Annotated in this window: 19 protein-coding genes; 11 read left to right on the forward strand and 8 right to left on the reverse strand. The window is 71.6% G+C overall.

Going from position 1 to position 23,120, the window contains the following annotated elements; all coding sequences use genetic code 11:
* Window positions 1-105: 105 nt before the first annotated feature.
* The 3 genes from F4556_RS09605 to F4556_RS09615 all read left to right on the forward strand — a co-directional run bounded on the left by F4556_RS09605 (window position 106) and on the right by F4556_RS09615 (window position 2,930).
* Complete coding sequence (locus F4556_RS09605; protein ID WP_184913396.1) at window positions 106-1,122, forward strand: TIGR04222 domain-containing membrane protein; 1,017 nt, start codon at window positions 106-108, stop codon at window positions 1,120-1,122.
* Between the two features lie 30 nt (window positions 1,123-1,152).
* Entirely contained in the window at window positions 1,153-2,034 is an 882-nt protein-coding gene (locus F4556_RS09610) for a TIGR04222 domain-containing membrane protein (protein ID WP_184913398.1), read from the forward strand.
* 101 nt (window positions 2,035-2,135) lie between these two features.
* Window positions 2,136-2,930 (forward strand): TIGR04222 domain-containing membrane protein, encoded by a 795-nt coding sequence (locus F4556_RS09615; protein WP_184913400.1) that lies wholly within the window; start codon window positions 2,136-2,138, stop codon window positions 2,928-2,930.
* Between the two features lie 34 nt (window positions 2,931-2,964).
* Here F4556_RS09615 and hemQ read toward each other — a convergent pair whose 3' ends face one another.
* The 3 genes from hemQ to F4556_RS09630 are packed head-to-tail and all read right to left on the reverse strand — an operon-like array spanning window position 2,965 to window position 5,694.
* Window positions 2,965-3,678: a hydrogen peroxide-dependent heme synthase gene (hemQ, locus tag F4556_RS09620; RefSeq protein ID WP_184913402.1), complete on the reverse strand. Its 714-nt coding sequence runs from the start codon at window positions 3,676-3,678 to the stop codon at window positions 2,965-2,967.
* Complete coding sequence (gene hemG / locus F4556_RS09625; RefSeq protein ID WP_184913404.1) at window positions 3,675-5,075, reverse strand: protoporphyrinogen oxidase; 1,401 nt, start codon at window positions 5,073-5,075, stop codon at window positions 3,675-3,677. Before hemG ends, hemQ begins: the two co-directional genes overlap by 4 nt.
* Window positions 5,076-5,109: 34 nt before the next feature.
* Window positions 5,110-5,694, reverse strand: a complete 585-nt coding sequence (locus F4556_RS09630; protein ID WP_184913406.1) for a Uma2 family endonuclease — start codon at window positions 5,692-5,694, stop codon at window positions 5,110-5,112.
* Window positions 5,695-5,859: 165 nt separating this feature from the next.
* Here F4556_RS09630 and F4556_RS09635 point away from each other — a divergent pair, with 165 nt between their 5' ends.
* A complete protein-coding gene (locus F4556_RS09635) occupies window positions 5,860-6,882 on the forward strand; it encodes a DUF4349 domain-containing protein (protein WP_184913408.1) in 1,023 nt (340 codons plus the stop codon).
* Between the two features lie 55 nt (window positions 6,883-6,937).
* Here the strand turns inward: F4556_RS09635 and hemE are convergent, their stop codons facing one another.
* Window positions 6,938-8,026, reverse strand: coding sequence for a uroporphyrinogen decarboxylase (hemE, locus tag F4556_RS09640; protein WP_184913410.1), 1,089 nt, complete (start codon window positions 8,024-8,026; stop codon window positions 6,938-6,940).
* A gap of 151 nt (window positions 8,027-8,177) precedes the next feature.
* Between hemE and F4556_RS09645 the strand changes: the two genes are divergently transcribed.
* The 5 genes from F4556_RS09645 to F4556_RS09665 all read left to right on the forward strand — a co-directional run bounded on the left by F4556_RS09645 (window position 8,178) and on the right by F4556_RS09665 (window position 15,107).
* On the forward strand, window positions 8,178-8,828 hold the full coding sequence (locus F4556_RS09645; RefSeq protein WP_184913412.1) for a DUF3000 domain-containing protein: 651 nt from the start codon (window positions 8,178-8,180) through the stop codon (window positions 8,826-8,828).
* Between the two features lie 333 nt (window positions 8,829-9,161).
* Window positions 9,162-9,878 carry a response regulator transcription factor gene (locus tag F4556_RS09650; RefSeq protein ID WP_057229902.1) on the forward strand — a complete coding sequence of 239 codons (717 nt, stop codon included), beginning with the start codon at window positions 9,162-9,164 and terminating at the stop codon, window positions 9,876-9,878.
* Between the two features lie 357 nt (window positions 9,879-10,235).
* Complete coding sequence (locus tag F4556_RS09655; RefSeq protein WP_184913414.1) at window positions 10,236-11,486, forward strand: HRDC domain-containing protein; 1,251 nt, start codon at window positions 10,236-10,238, stop codon at window positions 11,484-11,486.
* A 259-nt stretch (window positions 11,487-11,745) separates the two neighbouring features.
* The gene (locus tag F4556_RS09660; RefSeq protein WP_184913416.1) at window positions 11,746-12,978 is read left to right on the forward strand and encodes a thiolase family protein; all 1,233 of its coding nucleotides are present in this window, start codon (window positions 11,746-11,748) and stop codon (window positions 12,976-12,978) included.
* 2 nt (window positions 12,979-12,980) lie between these two features.
* Window positions 12,981-15,107: a 3-hydroxyacyl-CoA dehydrogenase NAD-binding domain-containing protein gene (locus F4556_RS09665; protein WP_184913418.1), complete on the forward strand. Its 2,127-nt coding sequence runs from the start codon at window positions 12,981-12,983 to the stop codon at window positions 15,105-15,107.
* Between the two features lie 62 nt (window positions 15,108-15,169).
* Here F4556_RS09665 and F4556_RS09670 read toward each other — a convergent pair whose 3' ends face one another.
* The 4 genes from F4556_RS09670 to F4556_RS09685 all read right to left on the reverse strand — a co-directional run bounded on the left by F4556_RS09670 (window position 15,170) and on the right by F4556_RS09685 (window position 18,641).
* Window positions 15,170-15,853 (reverse strand): 3-keto-alpha-glucoside-1,2-lyase-like domain-containing protein, encoded by a 684-nt coding sequence (locus tag F4556_RS09670; RefSeq protein ID WP_184913420.1) that lies wholly within the window; start codon window positions 15,851-15,853, stop codon window positions 15,170-15,172.
* A 28-nt stretch (window positions 15,854-15,881) separates the two neighbouring features.
* Window positions 15,882-17,084, reverse strand: coding sequence for a non-hydrolyzing UDP-N-acetylglucosamine 2-epimerase (wecB, locus tag F4556_RS09675; protein WP_184913421.1), 1,203 nt, complete (start codon window positions 17,082-17,084; stop codon window positions 15,882-15,884).
* A gap of 124 nt (window positions 17,085-17,208) precedes the next feature.
* Entirely contained in the window at window positions 17,209-18,450 is a 1,242-nt protein-coding gene (locus tag F4556_RS09680) for a glycosyltransferase (protein WP_184913422.1), read from the reverse strand.
* Entirely contained in the window at window positions 18,444-18,641 is a 198-nt protein-coding gene (locus F4556_RS09685; protein WP_184913424.1) for a hypothetical protein, read from the reverse strand. The genes F4556_RS09680 and F4556_RS09685 overlap by 7 nt, the downstream gene beginning before the upstream one ends.
* A gap of 726 nt (window positions 18,642-19,367) precedes the next feature.
* On the opposite strand from F4556_RS09685, the gene F4556_RS39400 reads away from it, so the two are divergent.
* Complete coding sequence (locus F4556_RS39400) at window positions 19,368-21,161, forward strand: DUF2334 domain-containing protein (RefSeq protein ID WP_313068225.1); 1,794 nt, start codon at window positions 19,368-19,370, stop codon at window positions 21,159-21,161.
* A gap of 76 nt (window positions 21,162-21,237) precedes the next feature.
* Complete coding sequence (gene glmS / locus F4556_RS09695) at window positions 21,238-23,079, forward strand: glutamine--fructose-6-phosphate transaminase (isomerizing) (protein ID WP_184913428.1); 1,842 nt, start codon at window positions 21,238-21,240, stop codon at window positions 23,077-23,079.
* Window positions 23,080-23,120: the final 41 nt, after the last annotated feature.

The following is a 23,120-nucleotide window of genomic DNA, read 5'->3' on the forward strand; positions in this document are numbered from 1 at the left end:
ACCTCGGAAAAGGTGATCGTCGCGTAGGTGGTCAGGCACTTTCGCCTTTTTCCGGGCACCCACAAAAGCTGAGCACTGAAAGAACTGAGACACGGGGGAAAGTCCATGTGGTACACCGAATACGCCTTCGCGGCCGCCGCCCTGCTGCCGGCCGGCCTCAATGCGTCGCGCGCGCTGCGCCGCCTGCGCCACGTTCCGCAGCCCCAGGGCCTGCCCGGCCGCGGGCTGCCGCTGCTGGAGACCGCCTTCCTGGCCGGCGGACCGGCCCGGGTGGCCGACACCGTGGTGGTCCGGATGCAGCAGGAGGGGCGGCTGATCGTCTCCCGGTCCGGCCAGGTCACGGTGACCGATCGGAACGCCCGGGACGTCGTCGAGGCGGTGCTGATCACCGCGGCGGGTGCGTCCGGCCGGGTCGAACTGTCCACCCTGCGGCGGACGGTGAGCCGCAGTGAGCACGTCCAGCGGATCGGCGACGGCCTGGCCGCCCGAGGGCTGATGCGGCGGCCCGACCTGTACCGGAAGGCGGTGAACGCCCGGAAGCTGCTCTGGTTCGCCGAGTTCGCGGTGATCGTCCTCGGGGTGGTGTCCGCGTTCCAGTGGTTCGGGGCGTCCGTCAGTGAGCAGGGCACCGAGGTCGCGCCGTTCTTCCCGTTCCTCGGCCTGCTGCTGCTCGGCCTGTTCTGGCTGGCCGCCACCCGGCCCGAGCGGAGCCGGATCACCCCGGCGGGGGTCCGGCAGCTGGAGCTGATGCGGACCGGTTCCCGCCCGTGGGAGCCGCACGACCTGGCGCTGATCGGCGGCGCCGCGGTGGTCGGTGCCCTGGCGCTGGAGGGCGTGGGTGCACTGGAGGACGAGGAGCTCCGGGCCACGCTGATGGCCCGTCAGACCGCAGGATCGTCCTCCTCGAACTCGTCCTCAAGCGACTCCGGCAGCGCGACCACCTGGTGCTCCTCCGGCGACCCGGGCAGCAGCTCCGGCGACTCCGGTTCCTCCTCCAGCTGCGGTTCCTCGAGCAGCAACAGCTGTGGCTCGTCCAGCAGCTCCTCCAGCTGCGGATCCTCCAGCAGCTCCAGCTGCGGTTCGTCGAGCAGCTGCGGGGGCGGCAGCAGCTGCGGCGGCTGACCGGCCGACACCAACGGGGGGACGATCCGCATGGAGTACGTCGAACTCAGCGTCGCAGCAGGGCTGGTGGCCGTCACCGGCCTCTGGTCCACGGTCACCACCCGGCGGCTCAGGCGCCCCGGGAACCCGCCGCGCCGACCGCAGAACGGGCTGCCGCTGCTGGAGGCCGCCTACCTGGCCGGCGGACCGGCCCGGGTGGCCGACACCGTGATCGCCCGGATGGAGCAGGAGGGGCGGCTGATCGTGCCCCGCTCCGGCCAGGCCACCCTGACCGACCGCACCTCGCACGAACCGATCGAGGCCGACCTGATCCGGGTGGTCGGCCCGACCGGACGGGCCCACCTGGCCACCCTGCGGCGGGCCGTGCTGACCAGCCGTCATCTGCACCGGATCGACCGACGGCTGACCGACCGGGGCCTGCTCCACCAGCCCCGGCAGCAGCGGTCGGCACTCCGGGCGAACCGGCTGCTGCTCGGCGCCCTCGGCGTCGGGGCCGCGCTCGGGGCAGTCGCCGTGACCCGGCGGCTGCTCACCCCCGGTGACGGCCTGCTGCCCCTGCTCGCCTTCCTGGTGCTGCTGCCCGCCGGCCTGCTCTGGCAGTGCCGCACCGCCCCCGGCCGGGGGCGGATCACCCGGGCCGGACACCGGCAACTGGACCACCTGCGCACCGGCACCGCCCGCCCGAGCACCCCACCGCTCGGCTCGGCGCCGAACGCGGGCGAGCAACTGGGCGTCGCCCTCGCCGAGTTGGTCCTGTACGGCACCCTGGCGGACGACCCCGCCGACTGGTCGGCCGACCTCGGCGGGGCCGGGACGGCGTACGGCGACGTCGGCTCACCGGACCCGGGCGGCGCCGACGGCTGCGGTTCGAGCTGCGGCGCCGGCGGGGGCTCCGGCGGGGGCGGCGACTGACCCGGCGGCGGGCCGTCCACGGACCGAACGGACAGTCACAGTTCGGTACCGCAGTCCGGGAATCCTTTCCACCGACCCGGGTACCGGTCTAGAACAAGGCCATGTGGTTGCTCCTGCTCGTCCCTGCCCTGCTCGCGGCCGTACTCTCCTGCTTGCGGCTGGTCCGGGCCGCAGCCACCGCGGACTCGCTGGCCGGGTCGGCCCGTTCGCACCCCGTGGACCCGGTCGGGGTGGGCCTCTACGAGACCGCCTATCTGGCCGGCGGCCCGGTCCGGGTGGTCGAGCTGGCCCTGGTGCTGATGACCGGCCGGGGACGGCTGCACCTGGCCCACACCGGCTGGACCTCGGTGGTCGATCCGCACGGCCGGAGCCGGCTGGAGCGGGCCCTGATCACCGCGATCGGCCCGGAGGGGCAGTGCCGCACCGGCGAGCTCCGGGACCGGCTGGCGGAGCACCCGATCGTGCTGGAGATCGGCGGACGCCTGGTGCAGGCCGGGCTGGCCACCCCGCCGATGGTCCGGGAGAACACCTCCCTGGCGGTCCGTCAGGTCCGGCAGGCGCTGCTGCTGTCGGTCGCCCTGCTCGGCGCCGCGCTGGCCGTGGCGGCCCCCGGCACCGGTGACGCCGGGTCGGCGGTGGCCTGGTTCTCGCTTCCGATCATCCTGACCAGCGGCACCCTGCTGATGGCCCGGGTGGACGTCCGCCCGTACACCCGCTGGGCCACCCCGGCCGGCCAGGACCTGCTGACCGCCGCCCGGCTCCCCCAGCAGGCCGGCCCGAGCGAACCGCCGCCGGGCCTGCCCGACGCGGCCGAACGCGAACTCCTCACCGCCGTCGCCGTGGTGGGCCCGGCCGCCCTGCCGGACGCCCGCCTGCGGGCGGCGCTGCGGAACTGAGCCCGCCGCTCCCAAGGGAACGGCGGGCTGTGGCTCAGGCCAGGCCGTTGAGCAGGTCCGCGATCGGCTTGCGCTTGCCGGTGTAGAACGGGACCTCCTCGCGGACGTGCAGCCGGGCCCGGGACGGGCGCAGGTCGCGCATCAGGTCGACGATCCGGTGCAGCTCGTCCGCCTCGAAGGCGAGCAGCCACTCGTAGTCGCCGAGCGCGAACGAGGCCACCGTGTTGGCCCGCACGTCGGGGTATCCCCGGGCCATCTTGCCGTGCTCGGCGAGCATCGCGCGGCGCTCGTCGTCCGGCAGCAGGTACCACTCGTAGGAGCGCACGAACGGGTACACGCAGACGTACTCGCGCGGCTCCTCGTCGGCGAGGAACGCCGGGATGTGCGACTTGTTGAACTCGGCCGGGCGGTGCAGCGCCATGTTCGACCAGACCGGCTCCAGCGTGCGGCCGAGCGCGGTGCGGCGGAAGCGGTTGTACGCCTCCTGGAGGTCGTCCGAGTCCTCGGCGTGCCACCAGATCATCAGGTCCGCGTCGGCCCGCAGACCGGAGACGTCGTAGCTGCCGCGCACCGTGACGTCCTTGGCGGCGAGCTGCGCGAACAGCTCGTCGACCTCGGCGGCCAGCGCGGTCCGGTCCTCGGGCAGCTCGCTCTTGAGCTTGAACACCGACCACATGGTGTAGCGGATGACCTGGTTGAGGTCGCGGGCCTTCTTCTTCGCGGGCTGCTGTTCAGTGGACTCAGTCATGCGCCCATTCTCCCTTCCGTGACGGGCGCACCGGCGCCCGGGGTCAACACCTCGTTGACGGCGCGGCGGGCACTGGCGACACAGGCCGGGATGCCGACCCCGTCGTACGCCGCCCCGCAGACCGCCAGCCCGCCGATCCCGGCCACCGCCGCCCGGATCCGGGCCACCCGGTCCAGGTGCCCGACCGGGTACTGCGGCAGGCCGCCGGCCCACCGGGTCACCGCGCTGTCGTACGGCTTCGCGTGCAGGCCGACCGCGTCGGCCAGCGCGGCCCGTGAACGGGCCACCAGCTCCTCGTCCGGGAGGCCGAGCGCGGCCTCCTCCCGGTGCCGTCCGAGCGAGGTCCGGAGCAGGAAGCTGTCCGGCGCCGAACGCTCCAGCCAGCCCCACTTGTTGGAGGAGAAGGTGGACGCCTTGATCGCCCGGCCGTCCACCGGCGGCACCAGGAAGCCACTGCCGGACAGCACCGTGTCCAGGTCGGCCCGGCGGAAGGCCATCGTCACCAGCGCCATGCCCGCGTACTCCACCGTGTCCAACTCGGCGGCCGCAGCGGGGACTTCGGCCGCCAGCAGGCTCGCCGCCTGCGGGGCGGGCACCGCCAGGATCACCGCGTCGGCGTGCAGCACCTCACCGTTGCTGACGACCCGCCAGCCCTCGGGGGTGCGGTGCAGCTCCTGCACCGGGCTGTCGGTGCGCAGCTCGGCGCCGTTCTTCCGGCAGGCCGCGGCGACCGCCTCCGGGAGGGTGCCCAGACCGCCGCGCAGGCCCTGGAAGACCGGGCCGCCGCTGCCCGGACGGGCGATCAGCTCGCGCACCCCGGCGGCCAGCGAACCGCCCCGCTGCGCGATCGGCAGCAGCGCCGGGACGGCGGCGCGCAAGGAGATCTCGTCCGCGTGCCCCGCGTACACCCCGCCGAGCAGCGGCTCCACCAGCCGGTCCACCACCTCACGGCCCAGCTTCGCCGCCACGTACGCCCCGATCGAGACGTCCGCCCCGACCTCGGCCTCGCCCTCCTGCCCGGCCCGCGCCACCCCTTCGGCGGTGAGCACCCCGGAGGCCGCCAGCGCCGTCAGGTCCCCCGGCACGCCCATCAACTGCCCGCTGGGCAGCGGCCGCAGAGCCCCCCTGGTCCAGATCGCCGCCTGCGCCGTGCTCGGCGGCTCCAGCTCCTCCGCCAGCCCGACCTCGCGGGCCAGCTCCACCGCCTCCGGCCGCCGCGCGAGCATCGACTCGGCCCCCAGGTCCACCCGGACCCCACCGACCTCGCCGCCGCACAGTTTGCCGCCGAACCGGCCACTCGCCTCCAGCAGGGTGACCTTCGCCGCCCCGCTCGCCAGCCACGCAGCGGTCAGCCCCGCGATACCGCCACCGATCACCACGACCCGCGTCTCTGCCATGCCTGGCAGTCTCGCAGAGCCGCCGCAAAACCCATCAATCAGGGCGTCGCCCGGTCACCAGTGCGGCGAGGTCGACGGTCACCGGGAACGGCACCGGCCGGGCCAGCGTCCCGCGGAAGATGCCCACGGGCACGTAGTCGCCGGTCGGCACGTCGAGCTCGTGGACATGGGCCACCGGCAGGTCGTTCTCCCGCTCGATCAGCCAGTAGTGGCCGATCCCGGCCTCGGCGTACTTGCGGAGCTTCACCGTACGGTCCCGGTGCGCCGACTCCGGCGACTCCACCTCGACCACCAGCAGGACGTCGGACGGCGCGAACCAGGTACGGTCCGGATCGAACTCGGCCGTGGTGACCAGCAGGTCCGGCTCCAGCCGGTTCCGCCGGTCCAGGTGGATCGTCATCTCGCGCTCGACGCTGACCCCCTCCGGCGCCAGGTCGCCCAGAGTGACCGTCAGGGCCGTCACGATCCGTCCGTGCCAGGCCCGCTGTGGGGACGTCATGAAGACCAGCGCTCCGTCGATCAGTTCGGTGTGCCGAGGCGCCTCGGCCAGGCTGTCGAGGTCCTCCGCGAACCAGCCCTCTTCGCGCGGTGGGTGCATCCAGTCCGGCAACACGCTCATGGGTTCAGCCTGGCACAGAACCGCCACGCTGAGCGGACGCGGCTCGCCGGTCGCTGACCACAACGCGACCGCCCTGTGACCGAGTTGCGATCACCGGAGCGGATCCCGGCCGGAGCACCGTGCGTCCAAGGCAGGACGACAGCGGCTCGGGGAGGGATTCGGACCATGGCAGGCACGGGGTACGGAAGACGGCGGGCGGCACTGGCGATGGCGGGGGCGGCCACCACGGCGGCGGTCCTGCTGAGCGGGTGCGGCGCGAGCGGGGGCGACGGCAAGGCCGGCTCGGCGGACATGGCCGCGCCGCAGGCACAGACCCAGAAGGTGGCCGAGGGCGCGGCCCCGGCCGCCGCGGGGGACGCCAAGCCGGGCGCGGGCGGGGCCTCCGTCGCGCCCGAGGGGAGCACGGCGGCGACGGCCCCCCGGCTGATCGCGTACACGGCCCAGCTCACGCTGCGCAGCAAGGAGATGGCCAGGACGCTGGAGCAGGCCCGCACGCTGGCCACGACGGCCGGCGGCTACGTCGCGGGCGAGCAGCTCGGCGGGGGCAAGGGCGGGAGCGGCACGGCGGGGGACGGCGTCCCGACCGACGCGCGGCTGACGCTCAAGGTGCCGTCGGCGGCGTACCAGCAGAGTCTGGACCGGCTGGCCGGGCTGGGCGAGGTGCTGTCACGAAGCAGCCAGGCGGACGACCTGACCCAGCAGGTGGCCGACGTGGAGAGCCGGCTGAAGACCCAGCAGGCCAGCGTGGACCGGGTCAGGAAACTGATGGCGGAAGCCAAGACGCTGGCCGAGGTGGTCTCGCTGGAGAGCGAACTGAGCCGCCGTGAGGCCGAGTTGGAGTCGCTGCAGCAGCGTCAGCAGGGGCTTGCGGCGCGTACCTCGCTGTCCACCATCACGCTCCAGGTGTACGCCGAGTCCGGCCCGGCGCCGACGACCGGGAAGAAGGAGGAGCAGGGCTTCTGGGGCTCGGTCGGCGGCGCGCTGGGCGGCGGCTGGAACGTGCTGGTGGCGATCGTCCGCGGCCTGCTGATCGCGATCGCGGCGTGCGCGCCGTTCCTGCTGGTGCTGGCGCCGGTCGGCGGGCTGCTCTGGTGGCTGCGCCGCCGCGCCGGGGCCCGGCCGGCCGCGCCCGCTGTGCCGGTCACCGAGGCCGACCCGTGGGCCACGCCGGAGGAGCCTGCGGAGTGAGCGAAGCCCGGCCGACGATCCGTCAGGGCGACGGGCCGTCGGCCGGGCCGGTGGTTCAGCGCGCGCTGGCCTCGTGGACGAACGCGACCAGGCGGCTGAGCGCGTCCGGGTCCATGCTCGGCATCACGCCGTGGCCGAGGTTGAAGATGTGGCCGGTGTCGCCCACGGCCGCGGCGGCGTCCAGCACCTCGCGGGCCTTGGCCTCCACCACCTCGGTGGGGGCGAACAGCACCGCCGGGTCGAGGTTGCCCTGCAGCGCCTTGCCGGGGCCGACCCGCTCGGCGGCCACGTCCAGCGGCACCCGCCAGTCGACGCCGACCACGTCGGCACCGGCCTCGCCGAGCAGGCCGAGCAGCTCGCCGGTGCCGACCCCGAAGTGGATCCGCGGCACGCCGTACCCGGCGACCGCGTCGAACACCTTGGTGCTGGCGGGCATCACCGAGCGGCGGTAGTCCGCAGGGGCGAGCGCGCCGACCCAGGAGTCGAACAGCTGGACCGCAGAGGCGCCCGCCTCGATCTGGATCTTCAGGAACATCGAGGTGATGTCGGCGAGCCGGTCGACCAGCGCGGCCCACAGCTCGGGGGCGCCGTACATCATCGCCTTGGTCTTCTCGTGGCTCTTCGACGGGCCGCCCTCGACCAGGTAGCTGGCCAGCGTGAACGGGGCACCGGCGAAGCCGATCAGCGGGGTCGAGCCGAGCTCGTCCACCAGCAGGCCGACCGCCTCGGTGATGTACGGCATGTCGGCCGGCTCCAGCGGGCGCAGCCGCTCCAGGTCCGCGAAGCTGCGGATCGGGTCGGCGATCACCGGGCCGACGCCGGGCTTGATGTCGACGTCGATGCCGACCGCCTTGAGCGGCACCACGATGTCGCTGAAGAAGATCGCCGCGTCCACCTTGTGCCGGCGGACCGGCTGCAGGGTGATCTCCTTGACCAGCTCGGGCCGCATGCAGGAGTCGAGCATCGGAATGCCCTCGCGCACCTTGAGGTACTCGGGGAGGGAGCGGCCGGCCTGGCGCATGAACCAGACCGGGGTGTGCGGCACCGGCTCCCGGCGGGCGGCGCGCAGGAACGCGGAGTCGTACGCGGCGCCACGGCGCGCGGCGGGCTGCTGACCGGACTGGGCTGCGGTTGTCTCACTCACGCCCAAATCTTCGCACGCGCCCCCGGCCCGGCCGTCACCAGCCGGTCGTGGGTTCCTCCAGGACCAACCTCAGGGCACGATCGGACAACCGTCACGCCACACCGGCGGAAATTACTCGGAATGCGGGCCCGGCCGACCTAGGCTCTCGGTCATGGCAGCGGTCGGCGGGCACCCCGCACAAGGTGGCGGAACAGGTAAGGAGTCGGCGCCGATCGAGTTCCGCGATGCGGTCGAGGCGCTGGCGGGGGCGAGACTGCGCCCCGAGATCGAGCTCTCCCCTGCTCCGGCACCCCGGCGGATGGCTCCGTTCGCGTACGCGCTCACCGCGACGGTCGAGGTGGACGGCGAGGAGCTGGCCGACGGCCGGCTGGTGCTGCTCTACGACCCGGCCGGGCAGGACGCCTGGAACGGCGAGTTCCGGCTGGTCTCGATGACCCGGGCCGAGCTGGAGCCGGAGATGGCGGGCGACCCGATGCTCTCGGACGTCGGCTGGGCCTGGCTGACCGACGCACTGGACGCGCACGGCGCCGGGTACGTCGAACCGAGCGGCACCGTGACCCGGTGCGCCTCCCAGTACTTCGGCGGCCTCGGCGAGCGCGAGCCGTCCACCGAGATCGAGATCCGGGCCTCCTGGACCCCGGCCGACGGCCGGTTCGACCGGCACCTGTCCGCCTGGGCCGACCTGCTCTGCGTCTGCGCCGGACTGCCGCCGACCACACCGGCGCCGCTCTCGCTGCCCGACGCGCCGTCACTCGGCGGAGTGGTCCCGATGCCCGCGCGGCGCCGTCCGCGCTCCCACTGACACCTCGCGCTCTCCCCTGCAGGGGTGTTTCGGGCCGTGGAGCGGCCGAACACCACCCCCAAGGCTGACAGGGCGTGACTTGTGCTGCGCGCACTGTCAATTGACTGCCCGAAGCCGGTCGTCCGGGTACCGAACATGACCGATTTCGTTCGATTTCCGGGCATGTCGTATCAGTCACCTGCGCGATTTGTCCGTATTGTTACTCACCAGATCGTGATCTTTCGCTAAAGCCGGGCACTGATGATGCCGAAGGTGTCTGTGACCCTTTCCAAACGCGGAACACTCCGACCGCCCCCATCGGGGTTCCGTCCGCCACTCCCCCCAGGAGGCACGGTGTCGGTCCTTCTCGAACACCCCGCTAGCGTGGTCGCCTACCGTCCGACGAAGCCCACCGCCATGGTGGTCATCGCTGATCCCCGCGTCCGAAACACCGTCACCCGGCACCTCTGGGCGCTCGGTGTCCGGGACGTCATCGAGGTCTCCTCCATCGCCGAGGCCCGCCCCCGGGTCTCGACCCCGCGTGACATCTGCGTCGCCGACGTCCACCTCCCGGACGGCTCCGGCCTGACCATCCTGGCCGAGACCCGGGCCGCGGGCTGGCCCAACGGCCTGGCCCTGTCGGCCGCCGACGACATCGGCGCGGTGCGCAGCGCGCTCGCCGGTGGCGTCAAGGGCTACGTGGTCACCGGTACCCGGACCAACGTGGCCATGCCCGGCCGCCCCGGTCTGCCGATCGGCGCCGGCGGCCTGGCCGGCCGGATGCGGCGGCCCGGCATGCCGGGGATGCCCGGTGCGGCCGGAGCTCCGGGCGCGCCCGGTGCCCCCGGGGCGCCGGGAGTCCAGCCCACCACCTACCGGGAGCTCTCCGGCCGCGAGGTCGAGGTGCTCCGGCTGGTCGCCGAGGGCCAGTCCAACAAGGCGATCGGCGTGGCCATGGGCCTCTCCGCACTCACCGTGAAGAGCCACCTGGCCCGGATCGCCCGCAAGCTGGGCACCGGTGACCGGGCGGGCATGGTGGCGGTGGCGCTGCGCACCGGCATCATCCACTGAGCCCTGGCCCCTGAGCCCTGGTCAGCCGACACTCCGTCAGCCGGTCCCCGGCCCGGAAGCATCGCAGGTGGTGGCCCGGAGGAACGTTTCCTCCGGGCCCCTGCCTTTTTGCAGGTCCTCGAGCATCTACGGTCCAGGGGCTCGGGGCTCTGCTGATGTGCGGCTCCGCCGCGTGGGCGAGGATGTCTGGCGTTCGAGTCACCACGAAAGTGCCTGGCCAGCTACGCACGGATCACCTTGTACGAGGTCGGCGTCGCAGTTCCCCGAGCCCCTGGCGTGTGCCCTGGCATATGTCGGGAAGGTAGCTGACCAGTCCGAGGACCTTCCGGTGTGCGGGTGCCGTCGTACCCTTGGTGGGTGACCGACGCCGTAGCCATCCCAGAAGAGACAGCCCCGGTTCCGCTCCTCGAACCGAGGGAGGGGCTCCCGCCCGTCGTGGTGGACGAGACCGCGCTCGCCGCGACCATCGCCGCCTTCGCGGCGGGTACCGGCCCGGTTGCTGTCGACGCCGAGCGGGCCTCCGGCTACCGCTACGGCCAGCGTGCCTATCTCATCCAGCTCCGCCGGGCCGGTGCGGGCACCGCGCTGATCGACCCGATCGCCTGCCCCGACCTCTCCGAGCTCGGCGAGGCACTGGCCGACGCCGAGTGGGTGGTGCACGCCGCGTCCCAGGACCTCCCGTGCCTGGCCGAGGTCGGCATGAAGCCCCGGGAGCTGTTCGACACCGAGCTGGCCGGACGAATCGCGGGCTTCCCCCGGGTCGGCCTGGGCCCGATGACCGAGAACGTGCTCGGCCTGTCGCTGGCCAAGGAGCACTCGGCGGTGGACTGGTCCACCCGCCCGCTGCCCGAGCCGTGGCTGCGCTACGCCGCCCTGGACGTCGAGGTGCTGGTCGAGCTGCGCGACGCACTCGAACAGGAGCTGGACGCCCAGGGCAAGCTCGGCTGGGCGAAGGAGGAGTTCGCGTCGATCGTCGCGGCCCCCAAGCCCGCTCCCAGGACCGACCCGTGGCGCCGCACCTCCCAGCTGCACAAGGTCCGCCGCCGTCGGCAGCTGGTCGCGGTCCGCGAGCTCTGGCTCGCCCGCGACCGGATCGCCCGCGAGCGGGACGTCTCGCCCGGGCGGGTGCTCTCCGACGTGGCGATCGTGAACGCCGCGCTGGCGATGCCGCTGAACGTCCCGGCGCTGCAGGCCGTCCAGGGCTTCGGCCCGCGGGTGAACCGTCGTCAGCTGGACCAGTGGATGGCCGCGTTGCAGCGGGCCCGGGAGATCCCGGAGGCCGAGCTGCCGCCGTCCACCGCGCCGCACGAGGGTCCGCCGCCGCCGCGCGCCTGGGCCGAGAAGGACCCGCTGGCGGCGGCCCGGCTCTCCGGGGCCCGGGCGGCGGTCTCCGAGCTCGCCGAGACGCACAGCCTGCCGGCCGAGAACCTGATCACCCCCGACCTGGTCCGCCGGGTCTCCTGGGAGCCGCCGGTCGCGCCTGACGCAGCGTCGGTCGGCGCGGCCCTGCGGGGGCTGGGCGCCCGCCAGTGGCAGGTCGACCTGGTCGCGCCGGTGATCGCGGAGGCGTTCGTGAACGCGCGGGTTCCGGTGGCTCCGCAGGAGTAGCCGCGAGCGTTACGAAAGGGCAGCACGTGCAACTGGGTCGTCGAGCCCGGGTGCAGGTGCTGCCCTTCCGTATTCGCGCAGTTCCCCGCGCCCCTGTTGGGATGCCCGATCCCGCAGAAGAAGTGGTGACGGGAGACACATGGGGTGGCGGCTATGGGCAAGGTAGTTACCGGCGGGTAGCATGGCGGGTGAAGCAGAGCCGCTCCGTCATGGGACGTGGTCTGCCACCCAACGTCATGTCCCCTGGGAGGAGAGCCCCGTGCCTCGTACCTCGAGGGATGTCGTCTTCGTTGACGGCGTCCGCACCCCGTTCGGCAAGGCCGGCCCGAAGGGCATCTACCACGAGACCCGCGCCGACGACCTGGTCGTCAAGTGCATCCGTGAGCTGGTGCGCCGCAACCCGAGCCTGCCGACCGACCGGATCGACGAGGTCGCCATCGCGGCCACGACCCAGATCGGCGACCAGGGCCTGACCATCGGCCGGACCGCCGCGCTGCTGGCCGGTCTGCCGAAGTCGGTCCCCGGCTACTCCATCGACCGGATGTGCGCCGGTGCGCTGACCGCCGTCACCGCGACCGCGGGCGGCATCGCCTTCGGCGCGTACGACATCGTGGTCGCCGGTGGCGTCGAGCACATGGGCCGGCACCCGATGGGCGAGGGCGTGGACCCGAACCCGCGCTTCGTCTCGGAGAAGCTGGTCGACGAGTCCGCCCTGTTCATGGGGATGACCGCGGAGAACCTGCACGACCGGTTCCCGCACATCACCAAGGAGCGTTGCGACGCGTACGCGGTCCGCTCGCAGGAGAAGGCCGCCAAGGCGTACGCCAACGGCGACATCCAGCCGGACCTGGTGCCGATCACGATCCGCAACACCAACCCCGAGGCCGGCGAGACCGGCTGGGGTCTGGCGACCACGGACGAGCCGATGCGCCCGGGCACCTCGATGGAGTCGCTGGCCGGTCTGAAGACCCCGTTCCGCCCGCACGGCAACATCACCGCGGGCAACTCGGCCGGTCTGAACGACGGTGCGACCGCCTCGCTGCTCGCGGCCGAGGACGTCGCCGAGGAGCTCGGTCTCCCGGTCAAGATGCGTCTGGTCTCGTACGCCTTCGCGGGTGTCGAGCCCGAGGTCATGGGCATCGGCCCGGTGCCGGCGACCGAGAAGGCGCTGGCCAAGGCCGGTCTGACGATCGATGACATCCAGGCCTTCGAGGTCAACGAGGCGTTCGCGGTCCAGGTGCTCGCGTTCCTCGACCACTACGGCATCGCCGACGACGACCCGCGGGTCAACCCGTACGGTGGCGCGATCGCGTTCGGCCACCCGCTGGCCTCCTCGGGCGTGCGCCTGATGAACCAGCTGGCGCGCAGCTTCGAGCAGCGCACCGACGTCCGCTACGGCCTGACCACCATGTGTGTCGGCTTCGGCATGGGCGCCACCGTCATCTGGGAAAATCCTCACTTTCAGGGCCAGCACTTCGAGGGTGGTAAGTGACCATGAGCACCACTGAGCTGCTGAAGCGCGCCGCCGAGCTGTTCCCCGGCGAGGTCGTCACCACCGCGCACGTGCGTCACCTGGACCTGCCGCTCGGCGCGGGCCGGCTGGCGCTGATCACCCTGGACAACGGCTTCGACCACACCAAGCCGACCACCTTCGGCCCGGGTTCGCTGGCCAAGCTGTCCGAGGCGCTGGACCAGGTCGAGGCCGAGGCCGCCGCCGGTGACATCGTCGCCGTGGCGATCACCGGCAAGCCGTTCATCTTCGCGGTCGGCGCCGACCTCAAGGGTGTCGAGGTGCTCAAGGAGCACAGCGACGCGCTGGCCATCGGCAAGGGCGGCCACGACGTCTTCAAGCGGATCGCCGCGCTGCCCGTCCCGAGCTTCGCGTTCTACAACGGCGCGGCGATGGGCGGCGGCGTCGAGGTCGGCCTGCACGCGAGCTACCGCACCGTCAGCTCCGGCGTCCCGGCGTTCTCGCTGCCCGAGGTCTTCCTCGGCCTGGTCCCCGGCTGGGGCGGCTGCACCATCCTGCCGAACCTGATCGGCCCCTCGAAGGCGATCAAGGTCATCATCGAGAACTCGATGAGCCAGAACAAGCAGCTCAAGGGCCAGGACGTCTTCGAGCTCGGCATCGCGGACGCGATCTTCGAGCCGGCCGACTTCCTGGAGCAGTCGATCCTGTGGGCCGCCAAGGTGCTCACCGGCGCGACCGTGGTCGAGCGCGAGGAGATCGACCGGGGCAAGGCCTGGGACGACGCCGTCGCCTGGGGCCGCCTGGTCGCCGACGCCAAGGTGCACGGGGCCGCTCCGGCCGCGTACAAGGCGCTCGACATCATCGCGCAGGTCAAGGACCAGGACTTCCAGGCGGGCTTCGACGCCGAGGACGTGGCGCTGGCCGACCTGATCATGACCGGCGAGCTGCGCGCGGGCCTGTACGCCTTCAACCTGGTGCAGCGTCGGGCCAAGCGTCCGTTCGGTGCGCCGGACAAGGCGCTGGCCCGTCCGGTCACCAAGGTCGGCGTCGTGGGTGCCGGTCTGATGGCCTCTCAGCTGGCGCTGCTGTTCGCCCGCCGCCTCCAGGTGCCGGTGGTCCTCACCGACATCGACCAGGAGCGCGTCGACAAGGGTGTCGGCTACGTGCACGCCGAGATCGACAAGCTGCTGGCCAAGGGCCGGGTCAACCCGGACAACGCCAACCGCCTCAAGGGCCTGGTCACCGGTTCGCTGGACAAGGCCGCGGCCTTCGGCGACGCCGACTTCGTGATCGAGGCGGTGTTCGAGGAGATGGGCGTCAAGCAGACCGTCTTCGCGGACCTGGAGGCCGTGGTCTCGCCGACCTGCGTGCTGGCGACCAACACCTCCTCCCTCTCGGTCTCCGAGATGGCCTCGAAGCTCAAGCACCCCGAGCGGGTCGTCGGCTTCCACTTCTTCAACCCGGTCGCCATCCTGCCGCTGCTGGAGATCGTCCGCGGCGAGCAGACCGACGACGCCTCGCTGGCCACCGCCTTCGGTGTGGCGAAGAAGCTCAAGAAGACCGCCGTGCTGGTCAAGGACGCCCCGGCGTTCGTGGTCAACCGGATCCTGACCCGCTTCATGGGCGAGATCCAGGCGATCATCGACGAGGGCACTCCGATCGAGACGGTCGAGAAGGGCGTGCTCCCGCTCGGCCTGCCGATGTCCCCGATCGTCCTGCTCGAGCTGGTCGGCCCGGCCATCGCGCAGCACGTCTCGGAGACCCTGAACCGGGCCTTCCCAGAGCGCTTCGGCGTCTCCGAGAACCTCGGCAAGGTGGTCAAGGCCGGCAAGCGCGGCTTCTACATCTGGGTGGACGGCCAGCAGGTCCTCGACCCCGAGGTGCTGGCGCTGCTGACCTTCGGCGACACCGTGCTGACCGAGCAGCAGGTCCTGGACCGCTCGCTCGACGCGGTGGCCCAGGAGATCGGCCTGATGCTGGACGAGGGCGTCGTGGGCGAGGCCCAGGACATCGACCTCTGCATGATCACCGGCGCCGGCTGGCCCTTCCACCTGGGCGGGATCACCCCGTACCTGGACCGGGCGGGCGTCTCGGAGCGGGTGAACGGCAAGAAGTTCCTGGCCCCGGGTCTGGCCTCCGTCCCGGAGTGAGCCTGATCTGACACACCGTCGGGCGGTACCCCTGGAGACAGGGGTACCGCCCGACGGGCGTTTCAGGGGAGCTGCAGGTTGCGGAACTCGACGTGCGCGTCCTCGGTGTAGAGGCCGACGCTGCCGCTCAGGTACGGGCGCTCCTGGTCGGTGAAGGTCACCACCGGCTGGTCGTCGACCTCGACGGTCATGGCCGGGCCGGTCTGGTGGATCTCCACCCGGTGCCAGCGGCCGATCGGGTAGACCGGGAAACCGGTGGCGAGGAAGCGCTGGGCGCCCGGGTACGCCGGGTCCTCCTTGCCCAGCTCCCAGCCGGTGGGCTTGAGGGCCAGGTAGTAGAAGTGCAGCGGGTCGCTGTAGTGCCAGACCACCCAGGCCACCTCCCAGGCGTTCGGCTCGGGCTTGCGGAGCTGGTCGGTGGTGCGGGCCTGGAGCCGGAAGTCGACCTGCTGGTAGGTCGCGTCGGAGACCACCAGGGCGGCGTGCGTCTCGTCCGGCCGGAGCGAGCGGCGGGGTTCGAGGACCAGGATGTCGCCCCGGTTCCCGGTGTAGCCCTCCCCGTTGAAGACCGAGCGCCAGGGCCCGTGCGTGCTGCCCTCCGGCCAGCGCTGCAGGGAGGCGCCGGGGCTCAGGGTGACCACCACCAGGATCAGCGCCAGCACCGGGAGGACGATCGCCGCGAGGATCCACCACCGCCGTCTGTGGGCGGGCCCGGGCGAGTCCGTGACGGTCCGCTGCGGGCACACCGGCGGACCTCCCGTGATCGCGGACGGATCACCAGTCTGCCAGGGAGATCGCATGGGGCACCGTAGGAAAGGCCGGTGCGGAGACCGGCGTGGCGGCGGAGTCCTCGGCCAGCCGGGTGACGATCCGCCGGGCGGCGTAGCCGTCGCCGAAGGGGCTGGGGGCCTCCGCCATGCTCTGGTAGAGGGCCGGGTCGTCCAGCAGGTTGTTGGCCTCGGTATGGATGTGCTCGGGGTCCACGCCGACCAGCCGGGCCGCGCCGGTGGTGACCACCTCGGGGCGCTCGGTGGTGGTGCGCAGCACCAGGACGGGCTTGTCCAGGCTGGGCGCCTCCTCCTGCACGCCGCCGGAGTCGGTGAGGACGAGTTCGCAGGCGGCGAGCGAGGCGGTGAAGTCGAAGTAGTCCAGCGGCTCGGTCAGGGTGATGTGCGGGTCGTGGCCGAGCGCGCCCTCCAGCACGTCGCGGACGGCGGGGCTGCGGTGCACCGGCAGCAGGATCTCGACGTCGCCGCGCCGGGCCAGCCGCAGCAGGGTGGCGGCCATCGCCCGCATCCGGTCCCCCTGGTTCTCCCGCCGGTGCAGGGTGACCAGGACACCCCGGCGGCCGGTCCGGAAGGCCGACCGGCCGACGCCCCGGTGCCGGACCCAGAGCAGGTTGTCGATGACGGTGTTCCCGGTGACGTGGACGTTGTCGGCCGGTATCCCCTCGGCCCTGAGCTCGGCCCCGGCCCGCTCGGTGGGGGCGAAGTGCCAGCGGGTCAGCTTGCTGACCAGCCGTCGGTTGAGCTCCTCGGGGAAGGGGTTGTCGAGGACGCCGCTGCGCAGGCCGGCCTCCACGTGGGCCACCGGGATCCGCTCGTAGAAGGCGGCGAGCGCCCCGCACAGGGTGCTGCTGGTGTCGCCCTGGACCATCACCAGGTCGGGCTCCTCGTAGCGCAGCACCTCCCCCAGCCCCTCGATCAGACGGGCCGTCAGGGCGGAGAGCTCCTGCCGGTCGCGCATCACCTCGAGGCTGTGGTGGGTCGTCAGCTGCAGCCGGTGCAGCATCGGGTCGAGCATCTCGCGGTGCTGGCCGGTGTTGATCACCAGCGACTCGAATCCGGGGGCGGCGTCCAGGGCCCGTACGACGGGGGCGAGTTTGACGGCCTCGGGGCGGGTGCCGAGCACCACCGCGACCCGCAGGGGACGGGACGAGCCGGTGCCGACCGGGTCGGGAAAGGGCAGAGGGGACATGACGGCCTTCTTCGGCAGCGGGACATGACGGGCCCGGGAAGGACTCCGGGCGGAGCGCGGAGCGCGACGGGACAGGAACCCCCCGGGGCCCGGCCGGTGACGGGCCGTCAGGTCCGGGCGGTCTTCAGCTCCGGGCGGTCTTCAGCCAGGAGGTGCGGCCGCTGACCGTGCGGCCGATGGCCCACCAGCCGGCCGCGAACCACAGGTAGCCGTAGGCCACGAACAGGTGCGCCAGCAGCAGGCAGCGCAGGAACCCCAACTCGCTCTCCCGCTGCCGGTACACGTAGGCGTAGGCATAGGCGGGGGCGAACGCGAGGGCGTACAGCGGGACCAGCCAGATCGGCGAGAAGGTGCTGTGCCCGGCCGAGATCGACTCGGTGAGGAACCCGAAGGCCCCGGCGAGGAAGGCGAGCGGCAGGAAGGAGGTGAGCAGCAGCAGCGCCGGGCTGGACAGGTGGTAGATCAGGTCGGCCGCGGCCCGGCCGGGGATCTCCCGGAGGACGAGCGGCACCAGCCGGGAGGCCTGGATGTGGCCCTGGAACCAGCGGGAGCGCTGGCGGACCAAGGGGCGGACCTTGAGCACGGCCTGCTGGTGGACGGCGGCGGTCGGGCAGAACTCGTTCTGCCAGCCGGCCGCGATCAGCCGGATGCCCAGGTCGAGGTCCTCGGTCAGCCGGTGACTCCACGGCTCGGGACCCAGCGAGCGCAGCGCGCTCAGCCGCATGAACTGCCCGTTGCCGCCCATCCCGACGCTGCCGAGGTGCCGCCGGCCGGTCTGGAAGATGTCGGTGTAGACGACGAACTCCATGTCCTGCATCCGGGCCAGCAGACAGTCCTGCCGGTTGTACATCCGGACGCCGATCTGGACCGCTCCGGTGGCCGGGTCGGCGAAGTACCGGTCGGCCTGGTCGATCGCGCCGGGTTCGAGCCGGCCGTCGGCGTCGAGGACGCAGATGATGACGTCGCGGGGGTTGCGGCCGCGCAGGGCGCCGCAGTCGGCGAGGTGCCGCAGGCCGTCGTTGAGGGCGGCCCCCTTGCCCCGTCGCGCGTCCGGCAGCCGCCGCTGGTGCAGCAGGACCCGGTGCGGGTCCGCCGCGCGGGCGATCTCGGCGGTGCGGTCGTCCGACGCGTCGTCAACCACCAGCGCCAGACAGTCCTTCCGCGGCAGCGCCATCAGGCGGCGCAGGCTCTCGGCGAGGACGCGGTCCTCGTTGAGGCAGGCCAGCACGAAGACGTAGAACCGCTCCTCGCCGCCGGGCTCCGCCAGTTGGATGCGACGGCGGGACAGGGCGAACATGCCGCTGTTGTAGAGCAGGGCCGTCGCGATGACGGCCGTGCTCAGCCAGAGCAGGACGGTGGTCACCATGACGAACCCCGGCGGACCGCGGTCGCGCCGGCCGAGTGCGCCGTCGCGTCCGGTTCGGGCGGCCGACGCCGGTCCCGGCGGTGGCGCACCACCAGGCCGAAGACCAGCAGACCGAGACACACCACGGTGTACAGACCGAAGCCCGCGCCCGCGACCTGGAGCAGGAAACGGGCGATACCGGCTCCGGACATACCGGAGGGCATCACGGATGCCGCGCTGAAGCAGAGCCCACTGGTGGCTCCGCAGTTCCCGTACACGGGGACTCAACCCCAATGATGCGAGTGGATGCCGGACATGACACAGCTCTCGCGGTTCGTGGTGGAGGGGGCCGGTCTCGCCACTCACTCCCCGAGCCAGGAAAGGCGACCGTCTAGCCGACTCGGATCATCACGCGCCCCATCGGACCAATCACCGTCAACGTACCACAGCACCGGGAGTCGTTCAACGAATCCGAATATCCCGGGAATTACCGCTCGGAGCACCGGCCGAGGATACCGAGAGTGACGCCGGAGTACATCCGGTGATACCCCGTCAGCGGGCATTGACACTCCGCAAGGCGAGTGACAATGTCGTTTATATCGCCTGTACTGCGGCTGGTGGGCAGCGTTGACCGCTGCACCGAAGCGACTCCAGGCCCGTTGCGAGACGCCGTTCCCGAGCGCCGCGTGGGCCCTCTGTGCGAGACGCCGGGAAAAACGGCCGCCGGGCACCGATCAAGGGTGGGAAGACAACGGTCGGGAGACAGGTGCGGGATATTCACCTGCGCGCCGTTCCCGCTTCCGGGCACCCGTGGCCCACACCCATGTCGTGACGTGAATCCGCAATTCACCCAAGGGGCTACCATGCCTTCGCATATCAAGAATCGGAGTTGGCGCCGACCGACAATCGTGGGGACTGCGCTCGCTCTGATTCTCAGCGTGGGGGTCGTACCGCCGTCCACCGTCTCCGCGAAGCCGCCTCCTGAGCAGAACCACGCTCAGGAGGCGCTCCAGCAGGGCCAGAACCCCGGCGACCTCTCCGCCTCCTTCGGCGCCAAGCACAAGGCGGCGGACCAGAACCGGAAGCAGAACCCGCACAAGAAGATCAAGCCCGCGAGCACGCTGAACGTGCTGCCCACGGCGCTGAACCTGCTGCCCAGCAACCCCGCCCCGGCGACCGGGAAGAGCACGCTCGTGCTCTACGACACCACCGGGCCGTACGGGTTCCTCGGCGAGCTGTACGCGATGACCACCGCCAACCTGGCCGGCCACTTCGGGACGGTGACACCCAAGCCGGTCTCCTCGTACCAGCCCGGTGAGGTCAACAACTACACCGCCACCATCTACTTCGGCTCCACCTACTACGGGGTCAACGACAACAACGGCCAGCCGATCCCGGACGCCGTACCGGCCTCGTTCTACAGCGACGTGACCACCACGACGCACCCCGTCGTCTGGCTCTACGACAACATCTGGAACCTGGCCAACAACGTCGGCCCGGCCCAGTTCTCCGCCACCTACGGGTGGGACCCGACCAACTCCTACTTCAACTACAACCCGATCACCTCGGTCAACTACAAGGGCCAAGCCCTCAGCCGTGACCCGCTGAACGGCGGCGGCGTGCTGGGCGACACCATCACGGACCCCACCAAGGTCACCGTGCTCGCCTCCTCGACCGACAGCACCGGGGCCAGCGTCCCCTGGGCGATCCGCTCGAACAACCTCACCTACATCGGTGACGTCCCGTTCTCCTACGTGAGCGCCAACGACCGGGTGATGATCTTCAGCGACCTGCTCTTCGACGCACTCGCCCCCGGCGCCCCGACCCGGCACCGGGCCATGGTCCGGCTGGAGGACATCAGCCCCGCCGACGACCCGGTCCAGCTGATCAACACCGGCAACTACCTGAAGTCCCAGAACATCCCGTTCAGCTTCGGCGTCATCCCGGTCTACACCGACCCCAAGGGCACCTACAACAACGGCCGCCCGGAGACCCTCCGGCTGTCGCAGACGCCGCTGATGGTCCTCGCGATCAGGTCGCTGATCGCCAACGGCGGCACCATGCTGATGCACGGTTACACGCACCAGTTCAGCAACATCGCCAACCCGTACAACGGTGTGAGCGGCGACGACTTCGAGTTCTACCGGGCCCAGTGCTCGGTCACCCGGACCCCGCCGTACCAGTTCCGGGCACCCTGCCAGAACACCGACTGGGTGATCCACCAGGGCCCGGTCCCCGGTGACTCCGCCACCTATGCGCTGGGCCGGATCACCGCCGCCAGCAACGAGTTCAAGGCTGCCGGCCTCCCGGTGCCGACGATCTTCGAGTTCCCGCACTACGCGGGCTCGGCCGTCGACTACAAGGCCCTGGAACCCGGCTTCGCCGCCCGCTACGAGCGCTCGCTGTACTTCGGCGGCGTGCTCAACGGAGGCCCGATCGACTACAGCATGCTGATCGGTCAGTTCTTCCCCTACCCCGTGCACGACGTCTACGGCGAGACCGTACTGCCCGAGAACCTGGGCAACTACGAGCCCCAGATGTCCAACAACAACCCGCCGCGACTGCCGGCCGACATGGTCAATTCGGCCAAGCTGAACCTCGTGGTCAGGGACGGCTACGCCAGCTTCTTCTACCACCCGTCCTACGGGCTGAACCCGCTGCGGCAGACCGTCAACGGCATCAAGGCACTCGGCTACACCTTCATCTCCCCCGCCACGGCCCTCGCGCCCTGACAGCACATCACCCCTGCTGCCGGCTCGCCCGCTTGGGGCCGGCAGCAGGAACCCATCCCGAGAGGTACTGGTCCCCATGTGCGGAATCGTGGGATACGTGGGGTGCGAGGCCGCCCTGGACGTCGTGATCGAGGGGCTCGAACGACTGGAGTACCGGGGCTACGACTCCGCCGGGGTCACCGTCCTGAACGGCGGCGGCCTGGCCACCGAGAAACGGGCCGGCAAGCTGGCCAACCTCAAGAAGACCCTGACCGACTTCCCGCTGCCGACCGCGTCCGTCGGCATCGGGCACACCCGTTGGGCCACCCACGGTGGTCCGACCGACGCGAACGCCCACCCTCACCTGGACGACGCGCGGCGGGTCGCGGTGGTGCACAACGGCATCATCGAGAACTTCGCGCAGCTGCGGGCCGAGCTCGCCGAGCGCGGCCACACGCTCCGTTCGGAGACCGACACCGAGGTGGTCGCCCACCTGCTCGGCGAAGCCTTCACCGGTGACCTGGCCGAGGCCATGCGCGGTGTCTGCCGCCGGCTCGACGGCGCCTTCACCCTGGTCGCCGTGCACTCCGACTCCCCCGGTGTGGTGGTCGGTGCCCGGCGGAACTCCCCGTTGGTGGTCGGCCGCGGCGACGGCGAGAACTTCCTCGCCTCGGACGTCGCCGCCTTCATCGCCCACACCCGGGACGCCGTCGAGCTCGGCCAGGACCAGGTGGTCGAACTGCGCCGCGAGGGCGTCACGGTGACCAACTTCGACGGCACCCCCGCCACCGTCCGCGAGTACCACGTGGACTGGGACGCGTCGGCCGCCGAGAAGGGCGGTTACGACTACTTCATGCTGAAGGAGATCGCCGAGCAGCCGAAGGCGGTAGCCGACACCCTGCTCGGGCGGATCGGCGCCGACGGTCAGCTGACGCTCGATGAGCTGCGGATCTCCGACGCGCAGTTGCGGCAGGTGGACAAGGTGGTGATCGTCGCCTGCGGCACCGCGTTCCACGCCGGGATGATCGCCAAGTACGCGATCGAGCACTGGACGCGGATCCCGTGCGAGGTCGAGGTGGCGTCGGAGTTCCGCTACCGCGACCCGATCCTGGACGACCGGACGCTGGTGATCGCGATCTCGCAGTCCGGCGAGACCATGGACACCCTGATGGCACTGCGCCACGCCCGCGAGCAGGGCGCGAAGGTGCTGGCGATCTGCAACACCAACGGGTCCACCATTCCGCGGGAGTCGGACGCGGTGCTGTACACGCACGCCGGGCCTGAGGTCGCGGTCGCCTCGACCAAGGCGTTCCTGACCCAGCTGGTCGCCTGCTACCTGGTCTCGCTCTACCTGGGCCAGGTGCGCGGCACCAAGTGGGACCGTGAGACCTTCGGCGTCATCGAGCTGCTGGGCCACGCTCCGCACCAGGTCGAACAGGTCCTGCGGACCATGGAGCCGGTCCGCGAGCTGGCCCGCTCCCTGGCCGACGCCCACGCCGTGCTCTTCCTCGGCCGGCACGTCGGCTACCCCGTCGCCCTGGAGGGCGCGCTCAAGCTCAAGGAGCTCGCGTACATGCACGCCGAGGGCTTCGCGGCGGGCGAGCTCAAGCACGGCCCGATCGCGCTGATCGAGCACGGGCTGCCGGTCGTCATCGTCGTCCCGTCCCCGCGCGGCCGGGCGGTCCTGCACGACAAGATCGTCTCCAACATCCAGGAGATCCGCGCCCGCGGCGCCCGGACCATCGTGATCGCGGAGGAAGGTGACGAAGCGGTCGCCCCATACGCCGACCACCTGATCCGGATCCCGGCCACCCCCGCGCTGCTGCAGCCGCTGGTCGCCACCGTGCCGCTCCAGGTCTTCGCCTGCGAGCTGGCCACCGCCAAGGGCCACGAGGTCGACCAGCCGCGCAATCTCGCCAAGTCGGTCACCGTCGAATAGCCGAGCATGGGTCTCAGGACCCCCGGCGGCTGAAAGGCAAT

This window comes from Kitasatospora gansuensis (assembly GCF_014203705.1).
Classification (GTDB): domain Bacteria; phylum Actinomycetota; class Actinomycetes; order Streptomycetales; family Streptomycetaceae; genus Kitasatospora; species Kitasatospora gansuensis.